The sequence below is a fragment of the Methylophilus medardicus genome, from assembly GCF_006363955.1.
GTDB classification, from domain to species: domain Bacteria; phylum Pseudomonadota; class Gammaproteobacteria; order Burkholderiales; family Methylophilaceae; genus Methylophilus; species Methylophilus medardensis.
In genome coordinates, this window is record NZ_CP040948.1 from 1,074,321 (window position 1) to 1,093,119 (window position 18,799).

At 50.6% G+C, this 18,799-nt stretch carries 17 protein-coding genes; 4 read left to right on the forward strand and 13 right to left on the reverse strand.

What is annotated here, in order from left to right:
- Positions 1-17: 17 nt before the first annotated feature.
- Positions 18-2,714 carry an Rne/Rng family ribonuclease gene (locus FIT99_RS05330; protein WP_140003342.1) on the reverse strand — a complete coding sequence of 899 codons (2,697 nt, stop codon included), beginning with the start codon at positions 2,712-2,714 and terminating at the stop codon, positions 18-20.
- Between the two features lie 615 nt (positions 2,715-3,329).
- On the opposite strand from FIT99_RS05330, the gene FIT99_RS05335 reads away from it, so the two are divergent.
- The 4 genes from FIT99_RS05335 (at position 3,330) to FIT99_RS05350 (ending at position 6,597) form a co-directional block, all read left to right on the forward strand.
- Positions 3,330-4,436 carry a pseudouridine synthase gene (locus tag FIT99_RS05335; protein WP_140003343.1) on the forward strand — a complete coding sequence of 369 codons (1,107 nt, stop codon included), beginning with the start codon at positions 3,330-3,332 and terminating at the stop codon, positions 4,434-4,436.
- Between the two features lie 70 nt (positions 4,437-4,506).
- Positions 4,507-5,160 (forward strand): HAD family hydrolase, encoded by a 654-nt coding sequence (locus FIT99_RS05340; RefSeq protein ID WP_140003344.1) that lies wholly within the window; start codon positions 4,507-4,509, stop codon positions 5,158-5,160.
- A complete protein-coding gene (locus FIT99_RS05345; RefSeq protein WP_140003345.1) occupies positions 5,157-5,507 on the forward strand; it encodes a Rieske (2Fe-2S) protein in 351 nt (116 codons plus the stop codon). Before FIT99_RS05340 ends, FIT99_RS05345 begins: the two co-directional genes overlap by 4 nt.
- 109 nt (positions 5,508-5,616) lie before the next feature.
- The gene (locus FIT99_RS05350; RefSeq protein WP_140003346.1) at positions 5,617-6,597 is read left to right on the forward strand and encodes a S49 family peptidase; all 981 of its coding nucleotides are present in this window, start codon (positions 5,617-5,619) and stop codon (positions 6,595-6,597) included.
- Between the two features lie 120 nt (positions 6,598-6,717).
- Here the strand turns inward: FIT99_RS05350 and der are convergent, their stop codons facing one another.
- Genes der through ndk form a run of 12 tightly spaced genes read right to left on the reverse strand, consistent with a single transcriptional unit; the run spans position 6,718 to position 18,624 of the window.
- Complete coding sequence (der, locus tag FIT99_RS05355) at positions 6,718-8,151, reverse strand: ribosome biogenesis GTPase Der (protein WP_140003347.1); 1,434 nt, start codon at positions 8,149-8,151, stop codon at positions 6,718-6,720.
- Entirely contained in the window at positions 8,151-9,362 is a 1,212-nt protein-coding gene (gene bamB / locus FIT99_RS05360) for an outer membrane protein assembly factor BamB (RefSeq protein WP_140003348.1), read from the reverse strand. The genes der and bamB overlap by 1 nt, the downstream gene beginning before the upstream one ends.
- A gap of 6 nt (positions 9,363-9,368) precedes the next feature.
- Positions 9,369-10,007: a YfgM family protein gene (locus FIT99_RS05365; RefSeq protein WP_140003349.1), complete on the reverse strand. Its 639-nt coding sequence runs from the start codon at positions 10,005-10,007 to the stop codon at positions 9,369-9,371.
- A 40-nt stretch (positions 10,008-10,047) separates the two neighbouring features.
- Complete coding sequence (locus tag FIT99_RS05370; RefSeq protein ID WP_140003350.1) at positions 10,048-10,857, reverse strand: ATP-binding cassette domain-containing protein; 810 nt, start codon at positions 10,855-10,857, stop codon at positions 10,048-10,050.
- 10 nt (positions 10,858-10,867) lie between these two features.
- Complete coding sequence (locus FIT99_RS05375) at positions 10,868-11,692, reverse strand: ATP-binding cassette domain-containing protein (protein ID WP_140003351.1); 825 nt, start codon at positions 11,690-11,692, stop codon at positions 10,868-10,870.
- Positions 11,689-12,444: an SIMPL domain-containing protein gene (locus tag FIT99_RS05380; protein WP_140003352.1), complete on the reverse strand. Its 756-nt coding sequence runs from the start codon at positions 12,442-12,444 to the stop codon at positions 11,689-11,691. Before FIT99_RS05380 ends, FIT99_RS05375 begins: the two co-directional genes overlap by 4 nt.
- A gap of 26 nt (positions 12,445-12,470) precedes the next feature.
- On the reverse strand, positions 12,471-13,730 hold the full coding sequence (gene hisS / locus FIT99_RS05385) for a histidine--tRNA ligase (protein ID WP_140003353.1): 1,260 nt from the start codon (positions 13,728-13,730) through the stop codon (positions 12,471-12,473).
- Positions 13,731-13,734: 4 nt separating this feature from the next.
- Positions 13,735-15,018: a flavodoxin-dependent (E)-4-hydroxy-3-methylbut-2-enyl-diphosphate synthase gene (gene ispG / locus FIT99_RS05390; RefSeq protein ID WP_189524787.1), complete on the reverse strand. Its 1,284-nt coding sequence runs from the start codon at positions 15,016-15,018 to the stop codon at positions 13,735-13,737.
- The gene (locus FIT99_RS05395; protein WP_140003355.1) at positions 15,018-16,232 is read right to left on the reverse strand and encodes a helix-turn-helix domain-containing protein; all 1,215 of its coding nucleotides are present in this window, start codon (positions 16,230-16,232) and stop codon (positions 15,018-15,020) included. The genes ispG and FIT99_RS05395 overlap by 1 nt, the downstream gene beginning before the upstream one ends.
- A gap of 6 nt (positions 16,233-16,238) precedes the next feature.
- Positions 16,239-17,042, reverse strand: a complete 804-nt coding sequence (pilW, locus tag FIT99_RS05400; protein ID WP_140003356.1) for a type IV pilus biogenesis/stability protein PilW — start codon at positions 17,040-17,042, stop codon at positions 16,239-16,241.
- 3 nt (positions 17,043-17,045) lie between these two features.
- Positions 17,046-18,164, reverse strand: coding sequence for a 23S rRNA (adenine(2503)-C(2))-methyltransferase RlmN (gene rlmN, locus FIT99_RS05405; RefSeq protein WP_140003357.1), 1,119 nt, complete (start codon positions 18,162-18,164; stop codon positions 17,046-17,048).
- A 55-nt stretch (positions 18,165-18,219) separates the two neighbouring features.
- On the reverse strand, positions 18,220-18,624 hold the full coding sequence (gene ndk, locus FIT99_RS05410) for a nucleoside-diphosphate kinase (protein WP_140003358.1): 405 nt from the start codon (positions 18,622-18,624) through the stop codon (positions 18,220-18,222).
- Between the last annotated feature and the right edge of the window lie 175 nt (positions 18,625-18,799).

An 18,799-nucleotide genomic window follows, 5' to 3' on the forward strand; every position in this document is an offset into this window, starting at 1 on the left:
GACCAGCAAACGAGTCACTATTCTTTCTGTGTTTCAACCATCACCAGACTTGGCTCCGTGGCGGCGGCTTCGTCTTTTTTCCACTTGGCTGCATTGCGCGGTTTTTTCGCTTTTGCAGGTGCGTCAGTGGCGGCTGCAGTAGGCTCGGATTTGGTCTCAACCAATTGAATGCCTGCATCATTCGCAGTATTCGCGACCTTGGCAGCCGGTTTGCGTTTGCGTGCTGGTTTTTTCTGGCTTGTGTCTGCAGGCGCCAGCGTTTCTGTGCTAGTGGATTCGACAGCAATGACCTTGGCAGCGGTTTCGACGAGTTCGATGGCTGGTGTGTTGCCATCTTCAGCGCTACGTTTACCTTTTGCTTTGCTGGTTTTGCCACCACGTGAACGACCGCGTGGTGCTTTTTCCGGCGTAGGGTCAGCCTCAGTATTTGACTGCGCTGTCTCAGCGCGCTCATTGCTGGAAGTGGCCACCTCGTTTGCTACTGCAGGCTCGCTGAGGGTTTTCGGCGCTGTGTCAACATTCGTCGGCGTTACAACTACTGGCGCACTCTCCGCCAGCACAGGTGGTGTGGCTACAGCGGTCGTTGTGTCAATGCTGGCAGCGACTTGGTTCACTGACTCATCATTTGTTTGCGTTTGACCTTCTTCACGAGGGCGACGATCTCGGCGGCCATGGCGATTGCGGCGGTTACCACGCTCACCACGCTCTTGCTTTTGATCACCTACTTGAGTGGTTAATACAGCCTGATTGGCATCAGCTTTGTTATTGTCCGCCACCGGCTGGCGATCCTGCTTTTCTTTTTGTGCAGGTTTTTCATGCTGTTGACGTTCCTGACGCGGTTTATTCGCGTTGGTATCCTGCGCATCTCTGGCCGGACGCTCACCGGCAGGGCGATCGTTACGGTCTTGTGGGCGCTCGCGCTGGCGGTCACGGCGATTACGGTTTTTATTACGGTCGCGGTGCTGTTCTTTCGATTCGCGTGCGGGTTTTTCAACTGGCGCTACAACTTCTTTTTCTTCAAGGCCTAACCAAGATTTGATGACGCCAAAGAAAGATTTTTTAGCTTCAACGACTGGAACAACCACTGGTTTCTCTTCGACAATCGGTGCTGCAGTCGCAGGGGTAATGCCCTTAACCACGGCTTCAACCTTCGCCGGGGGAGCCGCTTCATTCAGACTGTGTTGATAATCAGATTCGCTTGGTAGGTCTACCATTTTGTAGCTGGCCTGCATGGTATCTTCATTCACATCATCCAGACGAATGCGCAAAATATTGTAATTTGGCGTCTCGAGATGGATGTTTGGAATCAGCACGACTTCGACACCAGTGCGTTGCTCGATCTTGTGGATGTCCGCGCGTTTTTCGTTGAGTAAGAAGGTGGCGGCTTCAACAGGCAATTGCACCTGAATAATGGCGCTATTTTCTTTCATGGCTTCTTCTTGCGTAATCCGAAGAATGTGCAAAGCCGTAGACTCAATGCCACGAATATGGCCCGTGCCGTTACAACGCGGGCAGGTCATGTGATTGGTTTCGCCAAGGCTTGGGCGCAAGCGCTGACGTGACAACTCTAACAGGCCAAAACGCGAAATTTTGCCCATTTGCACACGTGCGCGATCATGATGCAACGCATCACGCAGCGCGTTTTCAACCTCACGCTGATTGCGTTGGTTTTCCATGTCGATAAAGTCGATCACGACCAAGCCACCAAGGTCACGCAGACGCATCTGGCGTGCGACTTCTTCAGCGGCCTCTAAGTTGGTGTTGAAGGCTGTTTGTTCAATATCCGCGCCTTTGATGGAGCGGCCGGAGTTGACGTCGATTGAAACCAAGGCTTCGGTATGGTCAATCACAATCGCGCCGCCTGAAGGCAGACGCACTTCACGCGCAAAGGCAGATTCAATCTGATGTTCGATCTGAAAGCGTGAGAAGAGGGGGATTTCGTCTTGGTAAAGCTTGACGCGGGTGACATTGCCAGGCATCACGTGGTTCATGAACTGTAAAGCTTGCTCATGCACATCTGCCGTATCGATGAGGATTTCGCCAATATCCGCGCTGAAGTAATCACGGATAGCACGAATGACCAAGCTGCTTTCTTGGTAGATCAGATATGCGCCCGGCTGAAAATTAGAGGCATCCTCAATGGCTTGCCATAGTTGGGACAAGTAATTCAAATCCCATTGCAATTCTTCAGCATTGCGGCCAATACCAGCGGTGCGCGCAATGATGCTCATGCCATTTGGCACTTCAAGTTGGGCCATCGTGTCACGCAATTCGTTGCGCTCTTCACCCTCTACGCGGCGCGAAACACCACCGCCACGCGGGTTGTTAGGCATCAGTACCAGATAACGGCCGGCGAGTGAGATGAATGTTGTCAGGGCAGCGCCTTTGCTGCCACGCTCGTCTTTATCTACTTGGACAATGACTTCTTGACCTTCTTTGATCACGTCTTGAATACGGGCGCGACCTTCAGGCTTGTCCTGAAAATAGCTGCGGGCGATTTCCTTAAAAGGCAAAAAGCCGTGTCTGTCAGTACCATAGTCGACAAACGCGGCTTCGAGAGAGGGTTCAATGCGGGTGATGACCCCTTTGTAGATATTACTTTTTCGCTGTTCTTTGCCAGCGTGTTCAATATCCAGGTCGATGAGTTTTTGTCCATCAACAATCGCAACACGCAATTCTTCAGATTGCGTTGCGTTAAACAACATTCTTTTCATGTAGGGCTCCTAATCGAAGCCACAGAATAGCCATGAGCGCAGGGCGGGCCAAGGTTGTGAATCAACCACCAGAAATTAACGGGAGGGATTGTGTAATGGCTTTTGCGTTGCTAGCCACGGGCAATCAGCACAACGTGGCAGCCTCAAAATACACAATGTTGAGCACCGCAAAGCAGCATACACTGCATACCGGTCACTCGATTTCTGCAAGGGGGCAGTGAGTGCATGGCAGATGACTAAACATCTGTCTTATCCATCGCGTTTGACTGCAAAAATAAAACCCTAAACAGAGGGTAATTTCGTTAAAATTCGGGTTTGGCAAACGCCGAGCTCATTTCTTTGTTTATTCTGCGTGAGCTTCGCGTTAAATCATTTCAAATTAATTATCGCTACTTGATGGCGAGCGGTATTCACCAAAATTTTTTTGATTCTGAGTGCAGATCCGAACCTCAATGTTGGGGCTCGACTTGCCAGGGTGTACGATCGACGAGAATATCGCGATGGTTATCTTGAATTCGGCATTGCGATGTTGTTGCGATTGCCGGGAAGACCGCTGATTCAGAATCTCGACAGTATATCTATAAGTCTTAATAAAGCAAAGCACGACCTGCAACTATGACCTCATCAGCGCACACTCCGTCAATATCGCTCGCAAGCACGCCCACAACGCATGAGGCCGACGCACGTCCCGCCAGTGATCGCGTGACCTATTTGCAGGTTGATGATGCCTCAGAAACCCAACGCATCGATAATTATCTGGCCAAGGTGCTCAAGGGCGTGCCTAAAAATCATATTTATCGCATTTTGCGCAGCGGCGAAGTGCGCGTGAATAAAAAACGTGTCGATGCGGAGTATCGATTACAAATCGGGGATGAGGTCCGTGTGCCACCTATCCGCGTGGCAGAAGCGGCGGCCAAGCCCGCCCCATCAGGCACGAGAGCGAAACTTGCTGATCATGTCATTTATGAAGACGATGCCATGCTGGCTTTGAATAAGCCTGCTGGGATGGCGGTACACGGTGGCAGCGGCATTAGTTTAGGCGTGATCGAGCAACTACGTCTCGAACGACCACAAGCCAAGTTTCTGGAGCTGGTGCATCGACTAGACCGCGAAACTTCTGGGGTGTTGATGATTGCCAAAAAACGCTCGGCATTAACGGCGTTGCACGAGGCCATGCGTCACCACCAGATGGATAAGCGTTATTTGATGGTCGTGCAAGGGCATTGGCAAGAAGCCAGGCGCAAAGTCACGCTCGATTTACAAAAGTTTGTCACCGAAAGTGGCGAACGGCGCGTCAAAGTGGTGGATGAACCGCTACTCAGTAGTGAACCCGGCGGCAGAAAGTCACTCAAAGCCAGTGGTTTTGTGGCGCAAAGACATGCAGCCAAAGGCCGCTTTGAAGTAGAAACACAAACCTCTGAAACCTGGTTCTACTTACAAGAGTCGTGGGCAAATTTTAGTTTTCTACAGGCCAAGTTAATTACCGGCCGCACGCATCAGTTGCGTGTGCAACTCTCGCATTTGGGTTTTCCGATTTTGGGGGATGACAAATACGGCGATTTTGCTTTGAACAAACAACTGAATAAACAAGGCCTAAAACGCATGTTTTTGCACTCCAGTGAGACGCGCATTGCGCATCCATTGTCTGGCGAACCCTTGCATTTAGTGGCGCCATTGCCGGAAGAGTTGACGCATTTTTTGCAGCAACAGCGCAATCGTTAACGTTATGTTTATGCATGTGGCCAAGTAAGCGCAGTCTGGATAAGTTCTACTATTTTAAGAAAGTCAGTCATTGAAACAATTTGATTTAATCGTATGGGATTGGGATGGCACGGTTGCGGATTCCACTGGCTTGATATCACAGGCTTTGATTCAAGCGGCGCAGGAGGCTGGTTTGCCTGAATTAAGCGAATCGCGGGCACGTAGCATCATCGGTCTTGGTTTACGGGAGTCTATACAAGTGTTGTTTGGCGACATTCCAGCCTCTCAAGCGCAAGCACTGGCAACCCATTACCAGCGTAACTATTACGCCAATGAAAATAATATTCTGTTGTTTGCAGGCATTGCGGAGACCATTGTTGCTTTGTCCAAAAAAGGGATCAAACTGGCAGTAGCGACTGGAAAAGGCCGACGTGGCCTGAATACAGCACTACAACAATCTGGTCTGGCAAAATATTTTCATGCCACGAAAACCGTGGATGAATGCTTTTCTAAGCCACATCCGCAAATGCTAGATGAACTGATGGATGAGTTGGTCGCTATGCCAGCGCGCACGCTCATGATCGGTGATTCGCAATATGATTTGCAAATGGGGAAAAACGCGGGTGTCATGACGGCGGCAGTCAGTTATGGATCACAAACAGCCGCACATTTATCGCAGTATTCGCCTGATTATCTGTTTGATGATGTGGCAACATTAAGCGCTTGGTTGTTGGAGCAAACATGAGCGACGGTGTGATCACTTTTAACAGCAGTGACTTACATGAAAAAGGCGATGGCTTGCGTTTTGCCATGCCAGCCTTAGGCCCACATGCCACCGGCTTTTTGCTGCGGTTTGAGGGCAAGCCCTATGCTTATGTCAATCGTTGCGCTCATGTGCCTGTCGAACTTGACTGGGAGCATGGTAAGTTTTTTAATATGACCCAAGAGTGGATTATTTGCGCAACGCATGGCGCGATGTATGCCCCGCAGACGGGTCATTGTGTCGTCGGACCTTGTCAGGGTAAACGTTTATCCCCCATCCCTGTTTCGGAAAGTGAGGGTGTGGTGACCGTGCATCTGGATCAGTTTTAAGGGTTGCCTTGGGTCAATTGTTTATCGGCCTTGCAAGGGCGACAAGTAAATCCATTGCAAGCCGCTGAAAGTTGTTAGAATCGCTAAAATTATTGACGAAAGTGAAGTTATGCAAGAAGAAAATTCGCAGTCATCTGCACCAGTGCAAAACGGTCAAAGCCCGGATTGGGCAATGCGGACGGTAGAAAAAATTGCCTTGGCAGGGTTGCAAGAGCAAAAAACGGCTAGACGCTGGTCAGTATTGTTCAAGTCACTGACTTTTATTTATCTATTTTTCTTGTTGATGATGTTTTTGGGCTGGGTCGGGCAAAACAAGAATGCCTCCACTGCGCACACTGCTTTGATTGATCTCTCCGGGGTGATTGAAGCCGGTGGTCAGGTGAATGCCGACGCGGTGATCAGTAGCCTAAACGATGCTTACGACAACAAAGGTACCAAGGGCATTATTTTGCGCATTAACAGCCCAGGCGGCAGTCCAGTGCAAGCCGGGATTATCAATGACGAAATTCATCGGCAACGCAAATTACATCCCGATATTCCTGTGTATGCGGTGGTAGAGGATATTTGTGCTTCTGGCGGCTACTACATTGCGGTGGCGGCTGATAAGATTTTTGTCGATAAAGCCAGTATTGTGGGCTCGATCGGTGTATTGATGGATGGTTACGGTTTCACCGAAGTCATGAAAAAAGTTGGGGTTGAGCGTCGTTTGTTGACCGCGGGTGCGAACAAAGGCATGTTAGACCCATTTTCACCAGTGAATCCAAAACAACAGGCTTTCGCGCAAACCATGCTTGACCAGATCCATCAGCAATTCATTACGGTGGTGCGCCAAGGCCGAGGTAACCGCTTGAAAGAGACCGAAGAGACCTTCAGTGGCCTGTTTTGGAACGGCGAAGAAAGTATTAAATTGGGCTTGGCAGATGCGCAGGGCAGTGCCGAATATGTGGCGCGTGAAGTGATCAAAGAGTCTGAGATCGTCGATTTTACTTATCAAGAAACCGTGGTCGATCGCTTTGCTAAGAGACTGGGTGCCAGCATGGCGCAACAGCTTGGAGTGAGTGGCAAGAACCTGTTGCCAACACTGCGCTAATCGCCGTTGATTGGAATAAAAAAGGGACTCAGGGTCCCTTTTTTTATTCCATTGACGCTTCTATGACTTAGTCTGTACTAAGGCTGCAGGGCCAAAAAGCCACACTCACAAATAAATGATTTATTTTTTGGTTTTGTTTTGCTCATTGCGCTGTTTAAGCTTGGCACGCATCTCGTTTTTACGGCGGCGCATCGTCACTAACCCTTCGCCTTTTTTGCGCTCATCCTCTTTATCAAACGGATTTTCGCCCTGATTGTATTGCACGCGCAGAGGTGTGCCTACCAGTTGAAAGGCTTTGCGGAAAATGCCTTCCAGGTAACGGGTGTAGCTCGCTTTAATGCCATCCACATGATTGCCGTGCACGACAACAATCGGTGGATTGCTTCCGCCTTGGTGGGCGTAGCGTAACTTGGGACGAATGCCGCGGGTGATCGGCGGCTGATGTTGCGTGGTGGCTTCCCCGAGAACTCGAGTGAGTTGTGGGGTGGCGAGTTTACTCATGGCAGCTTTAAAGGCGACATCGACCGAGGCCAATAGCTCATTGAGGCCTTTTTTACGCAAAGCTGAGATATAGTGAAACTTAGCAAAATCCAAAAACTGCAGTTTGCGATCAATTTCACGCTTGATCCACTCGCGTTCGTCATCTTGCAGGCCATCCCATTTGTTGATGGCAACGACCAACGCGCGGCCAGCGTCAACAATATAAGCGGCGACGTGCGCATCTTGCTCAGTGATTCCATCCTTAGCATCAACGACGAGAATCGCCACATTGGCGTCTTCAATTGCCTGCATAGTTTTCACTACAGAAAATTTTTCCACCGCTTCGAACACTTTGCCGCGTTTACGCACACCAGCGGTGTCAATAATGGTGTAATGCTTGCCATTTTTTTCAAGCGCGATTTCAATCGAATCGCGGGTGGTCCCCGGTTCGTCAAAAGCAATCACGCGGTCCTCGCCCAATAATGCATTCACCAGTGTCGATTTACCAACGTTTGGTCGGCCAACAATCGCGATTCTGGGCGTATCCTGATCGACGGGCTCAGCGGGCTCTGCAATTTTTTCGACCACCGTTTCTAGTGCTAGCTCGATTAAATCTCTGACCCCTTCGCCATGGGCAGATGAGATCGACAGGGGTTCACCCATGCCTAGTTCATGAAAGTCCGCGCTGACGATGGCTTTGCGCATGCCTTCGGTTTTGTTCACTGCCAGTAGGACGGGGCGTTGTGCTTTGCGCAATGTTTGTGCAATGGTGAATTCTTGTGGCGTGAGCCCGGCACGGGCATCCACCAAAAAGATAATGACATCGGCTTCATCGATGGCGAGCAGGGTTTGCTTAGCCATTTCTTTGAGAATGCCGGTATCCGCGGTGGGCTCAAAGCCACCGGTATCAATCACCAGATAGGGTTGACTTGCCCCCATGCCACGTCCGTAGTGGCGATCTCGCGTTAGGCCAGGTAAATCTGCAACCAGTGCATCACGCGATCTGGTTAAGCGATTAAAAAGGGTAGATTTGCCGACATTGGGTCGGCCGACAAGTACGATGGTAGGTAGCATTATTTATATGTGACTGCGTAAAGGTGGCCGTCACGCGATTGCGCAAAGAATTGGTTGGCATTACTGCCTGCAATCAGCGACATAATAGGTTTTGAACCCAATTGTAGCCTGCCAACAAAACTGCCATCATCCTGGCTGAGTAAATGGATATAGCCCTCAAGGTCGCCCACAGCAACGATGTTGCTCAGTGGTAAAGGCACGGTCAGGTTACGATAACCGAGATTGCCTTGGCGCCAGAAGGTTTTGCCATTGGTACTGTCGAGAGAATAAACTGAACCAATGGTATGACTTAAATATACTTTATTGTTTTCTTCTGTGAGACCGACGTAGCTTGAAATATCACGGTTCCAGAGAATTTGTCCGCGCTGACGGTCTACCGCCGCAACTTTGCCTTGATAGGCGACCACATACACCACCGGGCCATCAACAAATGGCAGGCTGGTGATGTCGGCAATACGCTCGATTTCGGTCACGCCTTTGGGTTGGGCAACAGTCGCCTCCCACACCAATTTACCATTGTCTGCACGGATCGAGATCAGCTTGCCACCGGGGAAGCCTGCGTATACTGCGCCGCCATCCACCACAATGCCAGCCTGTGTTTTCAGCGAGAGGGAGGGGGTGGCGCGCTCGTAAGACCACTTTCGACGACCGTCAGCGGCATCAATGCCGTAAATATGGTGGTCGGTGGTGCGCACGATCACCGTGCCATCATAATAGCGCGGCTGTCCTTGTACCTCGCTACTTAATACGGCACTCCATAATTTTTTGCCATTGACATTTAATGCATATAAATGGCCTTTGCTGGTGCCGGCCAACACCAAGCCGCCCCCTAAACTGACGCCGCTACTAATAGGTTCGCCGAGCTCGGTTTCCCATATTTTTTTGCCGCTGTCAGCGGACAATTGCATAACGCTACCTTCGGCATTCACCGCATACAAAAGGTTATCTGCCACCACAGGGGCATAAGTAAAACGCCCCGCTTCACCAATATCGGCTGTCCAAAGGACGCGTGTTTCGTAGGAGGATTTGATCTCTTCAAGCTCTACCGGCGGATTCGCCGGTTCTGCGCCAAAAATGCTCTCGCTTAGGTTGGTTTTAACGTCATTAAACGCGGTACAGGCTGACAGCCCGCTAACAAGTAGCAGTAGGCAACCGAGGGAGGCATGCTTGAATAGAGGCGATGGAATGCGCAGGCGAGAGCTAAACATCATCGCGCGTTATCCCAAAGCGTCCAGTTTTTGCTGGGTCAGGTAAAACAATTTGCCTTCTGGATCTAAACCCTGCAATGCTTTGTTGTAAGCTTCCTTGGCTTCTTTTTCTTGCTTGCTAGCCATCAAGATATCACCAAGCAGGGCATTTTTAATGCCATCAAAGCCTTTGTCATCAATGGTGCTCAAGGTCTTTTTGGCCTCATCAAGCGCATTACGCTCAATTTGCAAACCGGCAATTTCAATCGCTGCCATATGCTTGATTGCGGGTTCTTTGGCTTCAGTCAGCGCCCAACGCAATTGTTTTTCAGCAGCCTCAGATTGTTTTGCTTCGTGCAGCGCACGGGCAGCAAATAATGCAGCACGGCCAGCGTAGGGCGTCATGCTGTAATCGGCTGCAATCGCTTGTGCATCCGTACTGATTTGCTCGGCTTTTTTGCTATCCACCTCGGATAACGGCGTGCTGATCAATGTTTGGTAGGCGGTGGATGCATCTGTTGATTTGCTGTTCATCCAAGTTTGATACGCTTGCCAGCCGCCATAAGAGAGGGCAGCTACGATCACTAACCGAGTCACCAGTTTGCCATTTTTGTTCCACCAGGCTCTAAATTCGTCGAGTTGTTCCTGTTCTTCCAAATCGTATGCCATTGCAAAGTTCCTGCGTGTTCTTATTGATTGAGGGGTAAGATTAAGCGCCTACAGCGCGTAACCCATGACCGGGGATCGCGCTGAGTAACTGTTGTGTATATTTTTGCTGGGAAGCATTATAAATGGTTTCTACGCTTCCTTGCTCAATTACTTTGCCTTTTTGCATCACCAAAACGTCATCTGCGATGTGTCTTACTACGCGTAAATCATGGGTGATGAACAAATAACTGAGGCCCATTTCATGCTGTAATTGCTTGAGTAAGAGCAGAATCTGCGCCTGCACAGAAACGTCGAGTGCTGACACAGGTTCATCACAAATCAGTAGTTTTGGTTGCAGAATGAGCGCGCGCGCAATGCCGATACGCTGACGCTGACCACCAGAGAACTGATGCGGATATTTCTGCGCATCCTCGGCTTGCAAGCCCACTTTTTTGAGCATTTGGATGACTTGCTCAGTTTGCGCCTGCGGCGTGCCAATCCGATGGATGACCAAGCCCTCTGCAATGATTTCACCGACGCGCATTCTTGGATTGAGTGACGCAAACGGGTCTTGAAACACCATTTGCATATGTCTGCGCGCGGCACGCAATGCAGACTTGTCTAGCGCCAAAAAGTCCTGACCATCGAATATGACTTCACCACTATCCAGCGGTAACAAACGCAACAGGCCCCGGGCCAACGTTGATTTGCCACTGCCGGATTCACCGACCACAGCCAGTGTCGTTCCCCGCTTGAGTTGTAGGCTGACATCCTCCAACGCATGAATGGTGTTGGTTTGAAGACCGAGCGTGCCGGTGCGCTGGCGATAGGTTTTATTCAGGTGGCGTGCTTCTAGCAAAATATCAGACATGGCGGTTCCATCAATTTGGCGTTAACCAGTCATAGGTCATGGGCTGTAAAACTTTTTTGCCCTCAGCGTCAGGGACACAGGCCAGTAGCGCACGTGTATAGGGGTGTTGCGGTGAGTGCAGGACTTGCGCCACACTGCCGGATTCAACGATTTCGCCTCTGAACATCACGATGACCTCATCAGCAATGTCAGCGACCACCCCAAAATCATGGGTAATGAACAGCATTGCCATGTGCATTCTATCTTTCAATGCATTGAGCAACTGTAATACTTGCGCTTGTACCGTTACATCTAGCGCGGTGGTGGGCTCATCAGCAATCAGTAATGCAGGTTCACACGCAATACTCATGGCAATCATCACGCGCTGGCGCTGACCGCCTGAGAGCTCGTCGGGGTAGCTGTTTGCCCGGTTAGGGTCAATGCCGACTTGGTCTAGCAAGGCAGCAACCTTTTGTTTGAGTGCTGCACCTTTTAAACCAAGATGCGTTTGCAGCGGCTCACCAATCTGAAAACCGATGGTGAGTACCGGATTGAGTGAGGTCATGGGCTCTTGAAAAATCATGCCCATTTTTTGGCCGCGTAAGTGCTGCATCGCAGTCTCATCATAATGGCTGATGTCTTGCCCCTCAAAAAAAATCTGCCCCTGCATGCGTAATTGTGGGGATAAAAGCTTCATGATGCTGAGTGCGGTTAAACTTTTTCCGCTACCAGATTCGCCGACGATGCAGGTAGTTTTACCACGTGCCAGTGTCAGCGAAACCTGATTCACCAGCTTGCGTTCAGGCGCGTGGGCCGGGGTAATGCTCAGTTGTGAGATGCGTAGAATTTCAGTCATTCGATGTTGTACACCACAGTCACCACTACGCGGGCAATTTTATCCACGGTGGATTTATCATAAATACCACCGTAGCTGTTATCGCTGTCATCGCCGCCAGTGGCCGGTAAAATATAAAAAGCGCCTTGACTGGCAGATTTCATCACGCCCACCTGCACCCCATCTTGCTTGACAAATTCGGTGGCGCGGGTGCGAGCGTTTTTAGTGGCTTCCGCAATCAATGACATCTTAACCGACTCTAAGTTGCTGACCAGGAACTCAGGCGCTTGCGAGCTCACAGGATGGTTGTCGGCACGCAACGATAAAATCGCTTGGTTAGCAGCTGCGATTTTGGCCAGGTCTGGTGTGCTGATATGCACGCTCTGGTATCCCTCGAACCCACGTTGCACCTGTCGCGGATTGTCGTGGATGTATTCTTCTTCATAGTGCGGGCCTAAGGTTTGCACATTGACCGTGCGCGTATTCACCGCTAAGCCCTGCTGATCAAGAAAAGACTCCAATACTGCCCGCTCGCGGTCAATCGCTTGCAGTGTTTCAGCCTGCGTAGGTGCAACGACACTGATATTGATGGTCCACTGCGCCCGGTCTGCTTTGATCGGCTTTTCTGCCAGGCCTTTAACGGTAATCGATTGTTGGCTAGAAACCGCATGCTTTGCTTGTACACCCAAAATAAATGCAGCCGCGGCCATGCCTAGCGCCAACAGCAGGCCCAAGGCCGTCATGGCATTAAAAAAGTGTTTCTGCTCTGACATCTGGCCCCCTGTGAGACACAAACTGTTTAATGAGAACGAACGATGGCTAATACTTGGTCAATGGAGACACGCGCTTGTTCACCTTGGCCCAACATCGGTTTCAGGCTCACTTCATTCGCTTGCGCCTCATCGTCGCCTAAAATCGCAGCGAACCTTGCGCCACTGCGATCGGCTTTTTTCATTTGTGATTTAAAACTACCACCGCCCGCATGTAATACAACGTTCAAGCCAAGTCCACGCAGCTGTTCAGACACGCTAAAAGCCGATTGTTCTGCGAGATCACCTACATTGACCAAGTAAATGTCAGGTTGGTTGCTCGCTGTCACACCATATTCTTGCATAAGCAGGAAAACCCGCTCTAACCCAATGCCAAACCCACAGGCGGGGGTTGAATGACCCCCAATGCGCTCTACCAATGTGTCATAGCGGCCACCGCCCGCAATGGTGCCTTGCGCGCCTAGTTTGGTCGTCACCCACTCAAACACGGTGCGGTTGTAATAATCCAAACCTCGCACCAGCCGATGGTTAATCACGTAAGCAATGCCCGCCTGATCAAGCAGGGCACATAATCTGGCGAAATGCAGCTTTGAGCTTTCACCAAGGCAATCCATTAATTTGGGCGCGTTTTCACATAAACTTTGCATGCGTGGATTTTTGCTGTCCAGTATGCGCAAAGGATTGCTGTGCAAGCGACGCTTGGCGTCGTCATCTAGCAAGTCTAGATGCTGTTCAAAATAGGCGATTAGCGTATCGCGGTATTGCGCGCGCTCACTCGCGTCCCCAATGCTGTTGAGTTGCAAGGCTACGTCTGCGATGCCAAGCGCTTGCCACAAACGTGCCAGCATGACGATTTGTTCTGCATCAACATCTGGGCCGTCAAAACCAAAGGCTTCGACGCCAATTTGATGAAACTGCCGTTGGCGGCCTTTTTGTACGTTTTCGTGACGGAACATCGGCCCCATGTACCACAAGCGTTGTGGGCCATTGTAGGTCAGGTTGTGCTCAATTACGGCACGCACGCAACCGGCGGTGCCTTCTGGGCGCAGCGTCAATTGGTCACCATTGAGCTTGTCTTCCCAGGCATACATCTCTTTTTCGACGATATCGGTATGCTCACCCACGCTGCGCACGAAGAGTTCTGTCGGTTCGACCACCGGCATACGAATATTCTGATAGCCATATTGGCTTAACACGCGGCGGGCTGTGTCTTCTAACTTAAACCAGAGCGGCGTGGCTTCCGGCAAAATATCGTAGAAACCTTTAATAGATTGAAATTTTTGCGTCATGAGTCTAGATGGAAACAATAGGGATTACGTTGGACTTAGCAGCGCGCAGCTTGCCGCCCTCGGCGTAATGGGTGTGCACATAATCATTCACAAGTTGTTGAAACTCTTCGGCAATGTGATCGCCTTTTAGCGTTACGGTTTTTTCGCCATCAACAAACACCGGCGCCACCGGCACCTCACCCGTGCCAGGCAAGCTGATACCGATGTTGGCCAGTTTGGACTCGCCTGGGCCATTCACCACACAGCCCATTACCGCCACACTGAGTGTTTCAACCCCAGGAAATTGCGCGCGCCAGACCGGCATTTGTTGACGTAACCAGGTTTGAATTTGTAGCGCGAGCTCTTGGAAGTAGGTGCTGGTTGTGCGACCGCAGCCGGGGCAAGCAGTCACCAGTGGTGTAAACGAGCGGATGCCCATGGTTTGCAGAATTTCTTGTGCGACCACCACCTCTTTGGTGCGCGACTCGCTAGGTTCTGGCGTTAATGATACGCGGATGGTGTCACCAATGCCTTGCTGTAGCAAAATCGCCAGCGCTGCCGTTGAGGCGACCACCCCTTTTGAGCCCATGCCTGCTTCTGTGAGGCCTAAATGCAGTGGATATTCGCAACGCGCGGCCAGGGCTTGGTAGACCAATACCAGATCTTGCACATTGCTGACTTTGCACGAAATAATGATTTGATTTGCATTTAATCCCAAATCAACCGCTTGCTGTGCGCTTTCGAGGGCTGACTGAATCAGCGCTTCACGCATGAGGGCGTCGGCAGGCAACGGGTCGGCCAATTTGCCATTGTCATCCATCATTTGCGCCATTTTGGCTTGGTCTAGGCTGCCCCAGTTCACGCCGATGCGCACTGCTTTTTTGTAGTGGATGGCCGTTTCGATCATGGCGGCAAATTGCTCGTCACGCTTACTGCCTTTACCTACATTGCCAGGGTTGATGCGATATTTGGCGAGTGCTTGCGCACAATCTGGATAGGCTTGCAGCAGTTTGTGGCCGTTATAATGAAAGTCACCCACCAACGGCACATTGCAACCAAGGGCATCGAGTCCCTGACGAATCGTCGCCACTTGTGCAGCAGCTTCGGCGCTATTGACGGTGATGCGCACAACCTCAGAGCCTGCCTGCCATAATTCATAGACCTGAGCAATGGTGGCTGCGGCATCTGCCGTGTCAGTGTTGGTCATACTCTGTACGAGCACTGGCGCCACGGTCGATCCATAAAGACCACCGCCTACGGGCACGTGTCCGATCATGACTTGAATAGTATTTCGACGTGATAGCATCATTATTTCAATTGAATACGGGCAACGCGGCCACGGGTTGCTTGAGTTAAATCGTAAGGTTGATTGTCAATCATCAGACGAGTGCCACCGGCATGACCGACGGTTACATTGACCGGTTTTTCGGCCGTGAACTGGCGCTCAGAGCCTGCGGGCAACACCTCACTAAAGACCTTTTTGCCTTGCATGTCTTCGATACGCACCCAGGAATCCTCAGTCACCTTGAAAGTGAGGGTGGCTTTTTGTGGTTCAACTGCTTTGATACTTGTATTTTCTGCCGCTTGTCCAGCGGCTGGCGTGGGCGAGCTGACGATAGTGTTTTCGGCCAATACAGGCGCTGTCGTTACTGCTGACGGATCGGCCTCGGCGATGGGGGGGGCAACACTTTCAGTGACCGGGGTGGCTGCCGTTGCATCTACATTCTCCGGCGCAGTCATGGCCGGCGCCGACCCTGTAGTCTCTGAAACCGCTTCAGGGATAGGCATCGGAATTTCTTGACCAGCAGTGTCATTGATTTTATCGACTTCTAATGCCAATGCTGCGTCTTTCAATGCTTGTGGTTTGATGTGATTGATATAAAAATAGGCGGCGACACCCGCGAGCACTAAAAATACCAGCAATGTCAGGAGTCGTTGCGGACGCATCATTGGTGGCGGCTTATCAATCACTGAACGGCTCGCATTGGAGCGTACGCTGAGTGAAAGCGGGGCATTATTAGGCGCTAAGCGTTGGTAAGCCTCAATAATCGGTTGCACGTCGATGTTTAACAGTCGCGCATAGTTGCGGATAAATCCGCGCACAATACTCGGTTGAGGCAACTTCTCAAAGTCATCTTGTTCAATTGCTTGAATCTGTTTGACGCCCAGCCTGAGCTGACTGCAAACCTCATGAATACTCAGGCCTTTCGCCTCACGCGCCGCCTTTAATACACTGCCGCAACCAGAGCCGATGGTCAGTGTGGCAGGTGTCGATGCTGGCGCATGTTCTAAAGCCATGGCAACAGCATATTCTTCTGGGGCATCTGGGCTCTCCTGAGGCTGCTCATAGGCGACAGGCGCTTCAGATGGGTCGGCTGCATGTGCTTGCTGACTTTCCATGGCTACCTGATAAGCTGGATCAGGCGCTGAGTCTAGTTCAGTCTTACGCTTGCGGCCACGCTTGGGTTTATCTGCTGCCTCTGCCGGCAGAGGATTGACGTTAGTTTTGTCTTCGGACGTCACGCGTGTTTACTCCATTTTGAGCAATTGCTTGGTTTCGTTCGCATTGGGGAACAATTTATGTAACTGAACGCTGTAGTAGTTGGCATCATCGGCCATTTGTAATGCGCGGCACACGCGGACAGCTAAAAATAATGATTCAGGACTTGGGGCAACGTTCACACTATTTTGTAAGGTATTCAAAGCCAACACGGGTTCGCCGCGAGAAAATTGTAAATTGGCCAATTGGTAGGCGCTGGCGTGCGCCAAGGGATCGACTTGCAAGGCCTGAAAAAAATAATTCTCGGCCTGGGTTTTTTGTTGCGCTCGCAAGGCGCAGACGCCGGCATTGTAAAGGGCTACTTGCGGGGTTTTGTACAAGGGGTTTTTGATCGCCTGTAAAAACTCTTTTTGAGAGGCTTCGTATTTGCCTTGGTCGCATAGGTAGCGGCCATAGTTGTTATGAGACTCAGAGTTGCCGGGTTGTAATTGAATCGCTCGCTTGAACGCTTCTTCCGCCCGCGATTGGTCGCCAATGGCAGCATACACGAGGCCCAAGCCATTGTAGGCGAGGGCGTAATTAGGACTGCGCTCGATGGCGGTGTTAAATTCTTCCAGCGCGACTTCGTAGCGTTTGAGGCGGAAGTATTCCGCGCCCAGTTCAGTGTGCACACGCGCAGACTCCACATCACCGGTTTCACGGCCCGCCGGCGCTTGATCGTAAGGGGTGTTGTGCGTGGTGTTTGACGATGGTGATTGTGCACAACCTGTCAGCCACAGCACTGAAGCCAGCGAGAGCATGACTGCGGATGGCGTGAATAAGGTTGTTTTCATGACTTAGGGTTCCGGATGAATCTGGATGGTTTTTTCAGTACGCCGAGTCTTGTCTAGGACCTTACCCGCCAGTTGCCCGCAGGCCGCATCAATGTCATCACCACGTGTTTTGCGCACGGTGACCACAAAGCCTGCCTGCATTAACATATCACGAAACGCGCGCACTTGCATGGGCTTCGAGGTGCCGTAGCCACTGTTTGGGAATGGATTAAAAGGGATCAGATTAAATTTACAGGGCACATCACGCACGATGTTAATCAATTGTTTGGCATGCTCTAATGTGTCATTAATGCCGTCCAGCATCACGTATTCGAACGTGACAAAATCACGTGGCGCTTTCACCAGATATCGCTCACAGGCGGCCATCAGGTCTTTAATCGGGTATTTCTTATTAATTGGCACGATTTCGTCGCGCAGGGCATCGTTGGGTGCATGCAGGGATACGGCTAACGCTACCGGACAATCTTCTTTCAGGCGGTCCATCGCGGGCACCATGCCACTGGTAGATAGCGTGACACGACGGCGGCTTAAGCCATACGCACTGTCATCGAGCATGATTTGCATGGCGGTGACGACGTTGTCGTAGTTGGCCAGCGGTTCGCCCATGCCCATCATCACCACGTTAGAAATAATACGCTCGCCAGGCGGCAGCAAATCATAGCCTGGCGCCTGACGCAAAGCATGGTTTGCAATCCAGAGTTGGCCGATGATTTCTGAGACACTTAAGTTGCGGTTGAAACCCTGACGACCCGTGCTGCAAAATGTACATTCTAAGGCGCAGCCGACTTGGCTAGAAATGCACAATGTGCCGCGATCATCTTCTGGGATAAAGACGGTTTCTACGCTATTGCTGGTGCCGTCTTTCAAGTTATTGGTGCCGATCAGCCACTTACGCGTGCCATCATCAGACACTTGTTCGAGTTGCACATCGGGCAACTTGAATTCAGTTTCTTGACGCAGTTTTTCGCGCAGTGTTTTGGCAATGTCGGTCATCTGATCGAGATCTAGCATGCCGAAATGATGCATCCAGCGCATCAATTGCTTGGCGCGAAAAGGCTTCTCGCCGAGACTTTCAAAGTACTCGGCGAGTTGCGGTTGGTTAAAGTTTAGTAAGTTAACCAAGTGTTTTCCTATTTCGGTATCCGTTTAAACGTCATTCAAATGACGAAGCGAATGATTAGCCGAAGAAGTATTTGATTTCAATCGCTGCGTTTTCCAAAGAATCGGAACCGTGTACAGCGTTTGCATCAATGCTTTCAGCGAAATCAGCACGGATCGTGCCCGGCGCTGCATCTTTCGGGTTAGTTGCACCCATCAGGTCGCGGTGTGTCAACACAGCGTTTTCGCCTTCTAGGGCTTGAATCATCACTGGGCCTGAAATCATGAACTTGACTAAGTCGTTGAAGAAAGGACGCTCTTTGTGCACCGCGTAGAAGCCTTCAGCTTCAGCCTGAGTCAGTTGTGCCATTTTAGCTGCAACAATTTTCAAACCAGCGTTTTCAAAACGGGTGTAGATTTGACCGATTACGTTTTTTGCAACAGCGTCTGGTTTGATAATGCTGAGTGTGCGCTCTAAAGCCATGAGAACTCCAAATAATTAATTAACAAGAAAAAACAAACAACTATTCTACTATTTTTAACGTGATTGATAAACCGCATTAAGGGTTTGTTTCCGTTTATCGCTCTAAATAGCGGGCTTTCCCTGCTTTATTTTTTTTATCTATCCTACGCAGATGTTTTATGATGTGATGGTTTCC

Bases quoted from the DNA above. Each gene is read 5' to 3' on its own strand.
- der (WP_140003347.1), bottom strand. From the start codon at position 8,151: ATGCTACCTACCATCGTACTTGTCGGCCGACCCAATGTCGGCAAATCT.
- ndk (WP_140003358.1), bottom strand. From the start codon at position 18,624: ATGGCTTTAGAGCGCACACTCAGCATTATCAAACCAGACGCTGTTGCA.
- bamB (WP_140003348.1), bottom strand. From the start codon at position 9,362: ATGATGTTTAGCTCTCGCCTGCGCATTCCATCGCCTCTATTCAAGCAT.
- FIT99_RS05350 (WP_140003346.1), top strand. From the start codon at position 5,617: ATGCAAGAAGAAAATTCGCAGTCATCTGCACCAGTGCAAAACGGTCAA.
- FIT99_RS05345 (WP_140003345.1), top strand. From the start codon at position 5,157: ATGAGCGACGGTGTGATCACTTTTAACAGCAGTGACTTACATGAAAAA.
- FIT99_RS05380 (WP_140003352.1), bottom strand. From the start codon at position 12,444: ATGTCAGAGCAGAAACACTTTTTTAATGCCATGACGGCCTTGGGCCTG.
- pilW (WP_140003356.1), bottom strand. From the start codon at position 17,042: ATGAAAACAACCTTATTCACGCCATCCGCAGTCATGCTCTCGCTGGCT.
- FIT99_RS05365 (WP_140003349.1), bottom strand. From the start codon at position 10,007: ATGGCATACGATTTGGAAGAACAGGAACAACTCGACGAATTTAGAGCC.
- FIT99_RS05370 (WP_140003350.1), bottom strand. From the start codon at position 10,857: ATGTCTGATATTTTGCTAGAAGCACGCCACCTGAATAAAACCTATCGC.
- FIT99_RS05375 (WP_140003351.1), bottom strand. From the start codon at position 11,692: ATGACTGAAATTCTACGCATCTCACAACTGAGCATTACCCCGGCCCAC.
- FIT99_RS05330 (WP_140003342.1), bottom strand. From the start codon at position 2,714: ATGAAAAGAATGTTGTTTAACGCAACGCAATCTGAAGAATTGCGTGTT.
- ispG (WP_189524787.1), bottom strand. From the start codon at position 15,018: ATGATGCTATCACGTCGAAATACTATTCAAGTCATGATCGGACACGTG.
- FIT99_RS05335 (WP_140003343.1), top strand. From the start codon at position 3,330: ATGACCTCATCAGCGCACACTCCGTCAATATCGCTCGCAAGCACGCCC.
- hisS (WP_140003353.1), bottom strand. From the start codon at position 13,730: ATGACGCAAAAATTTCAATCTATTAAAGGTTTCTACGATATTTTGCCG.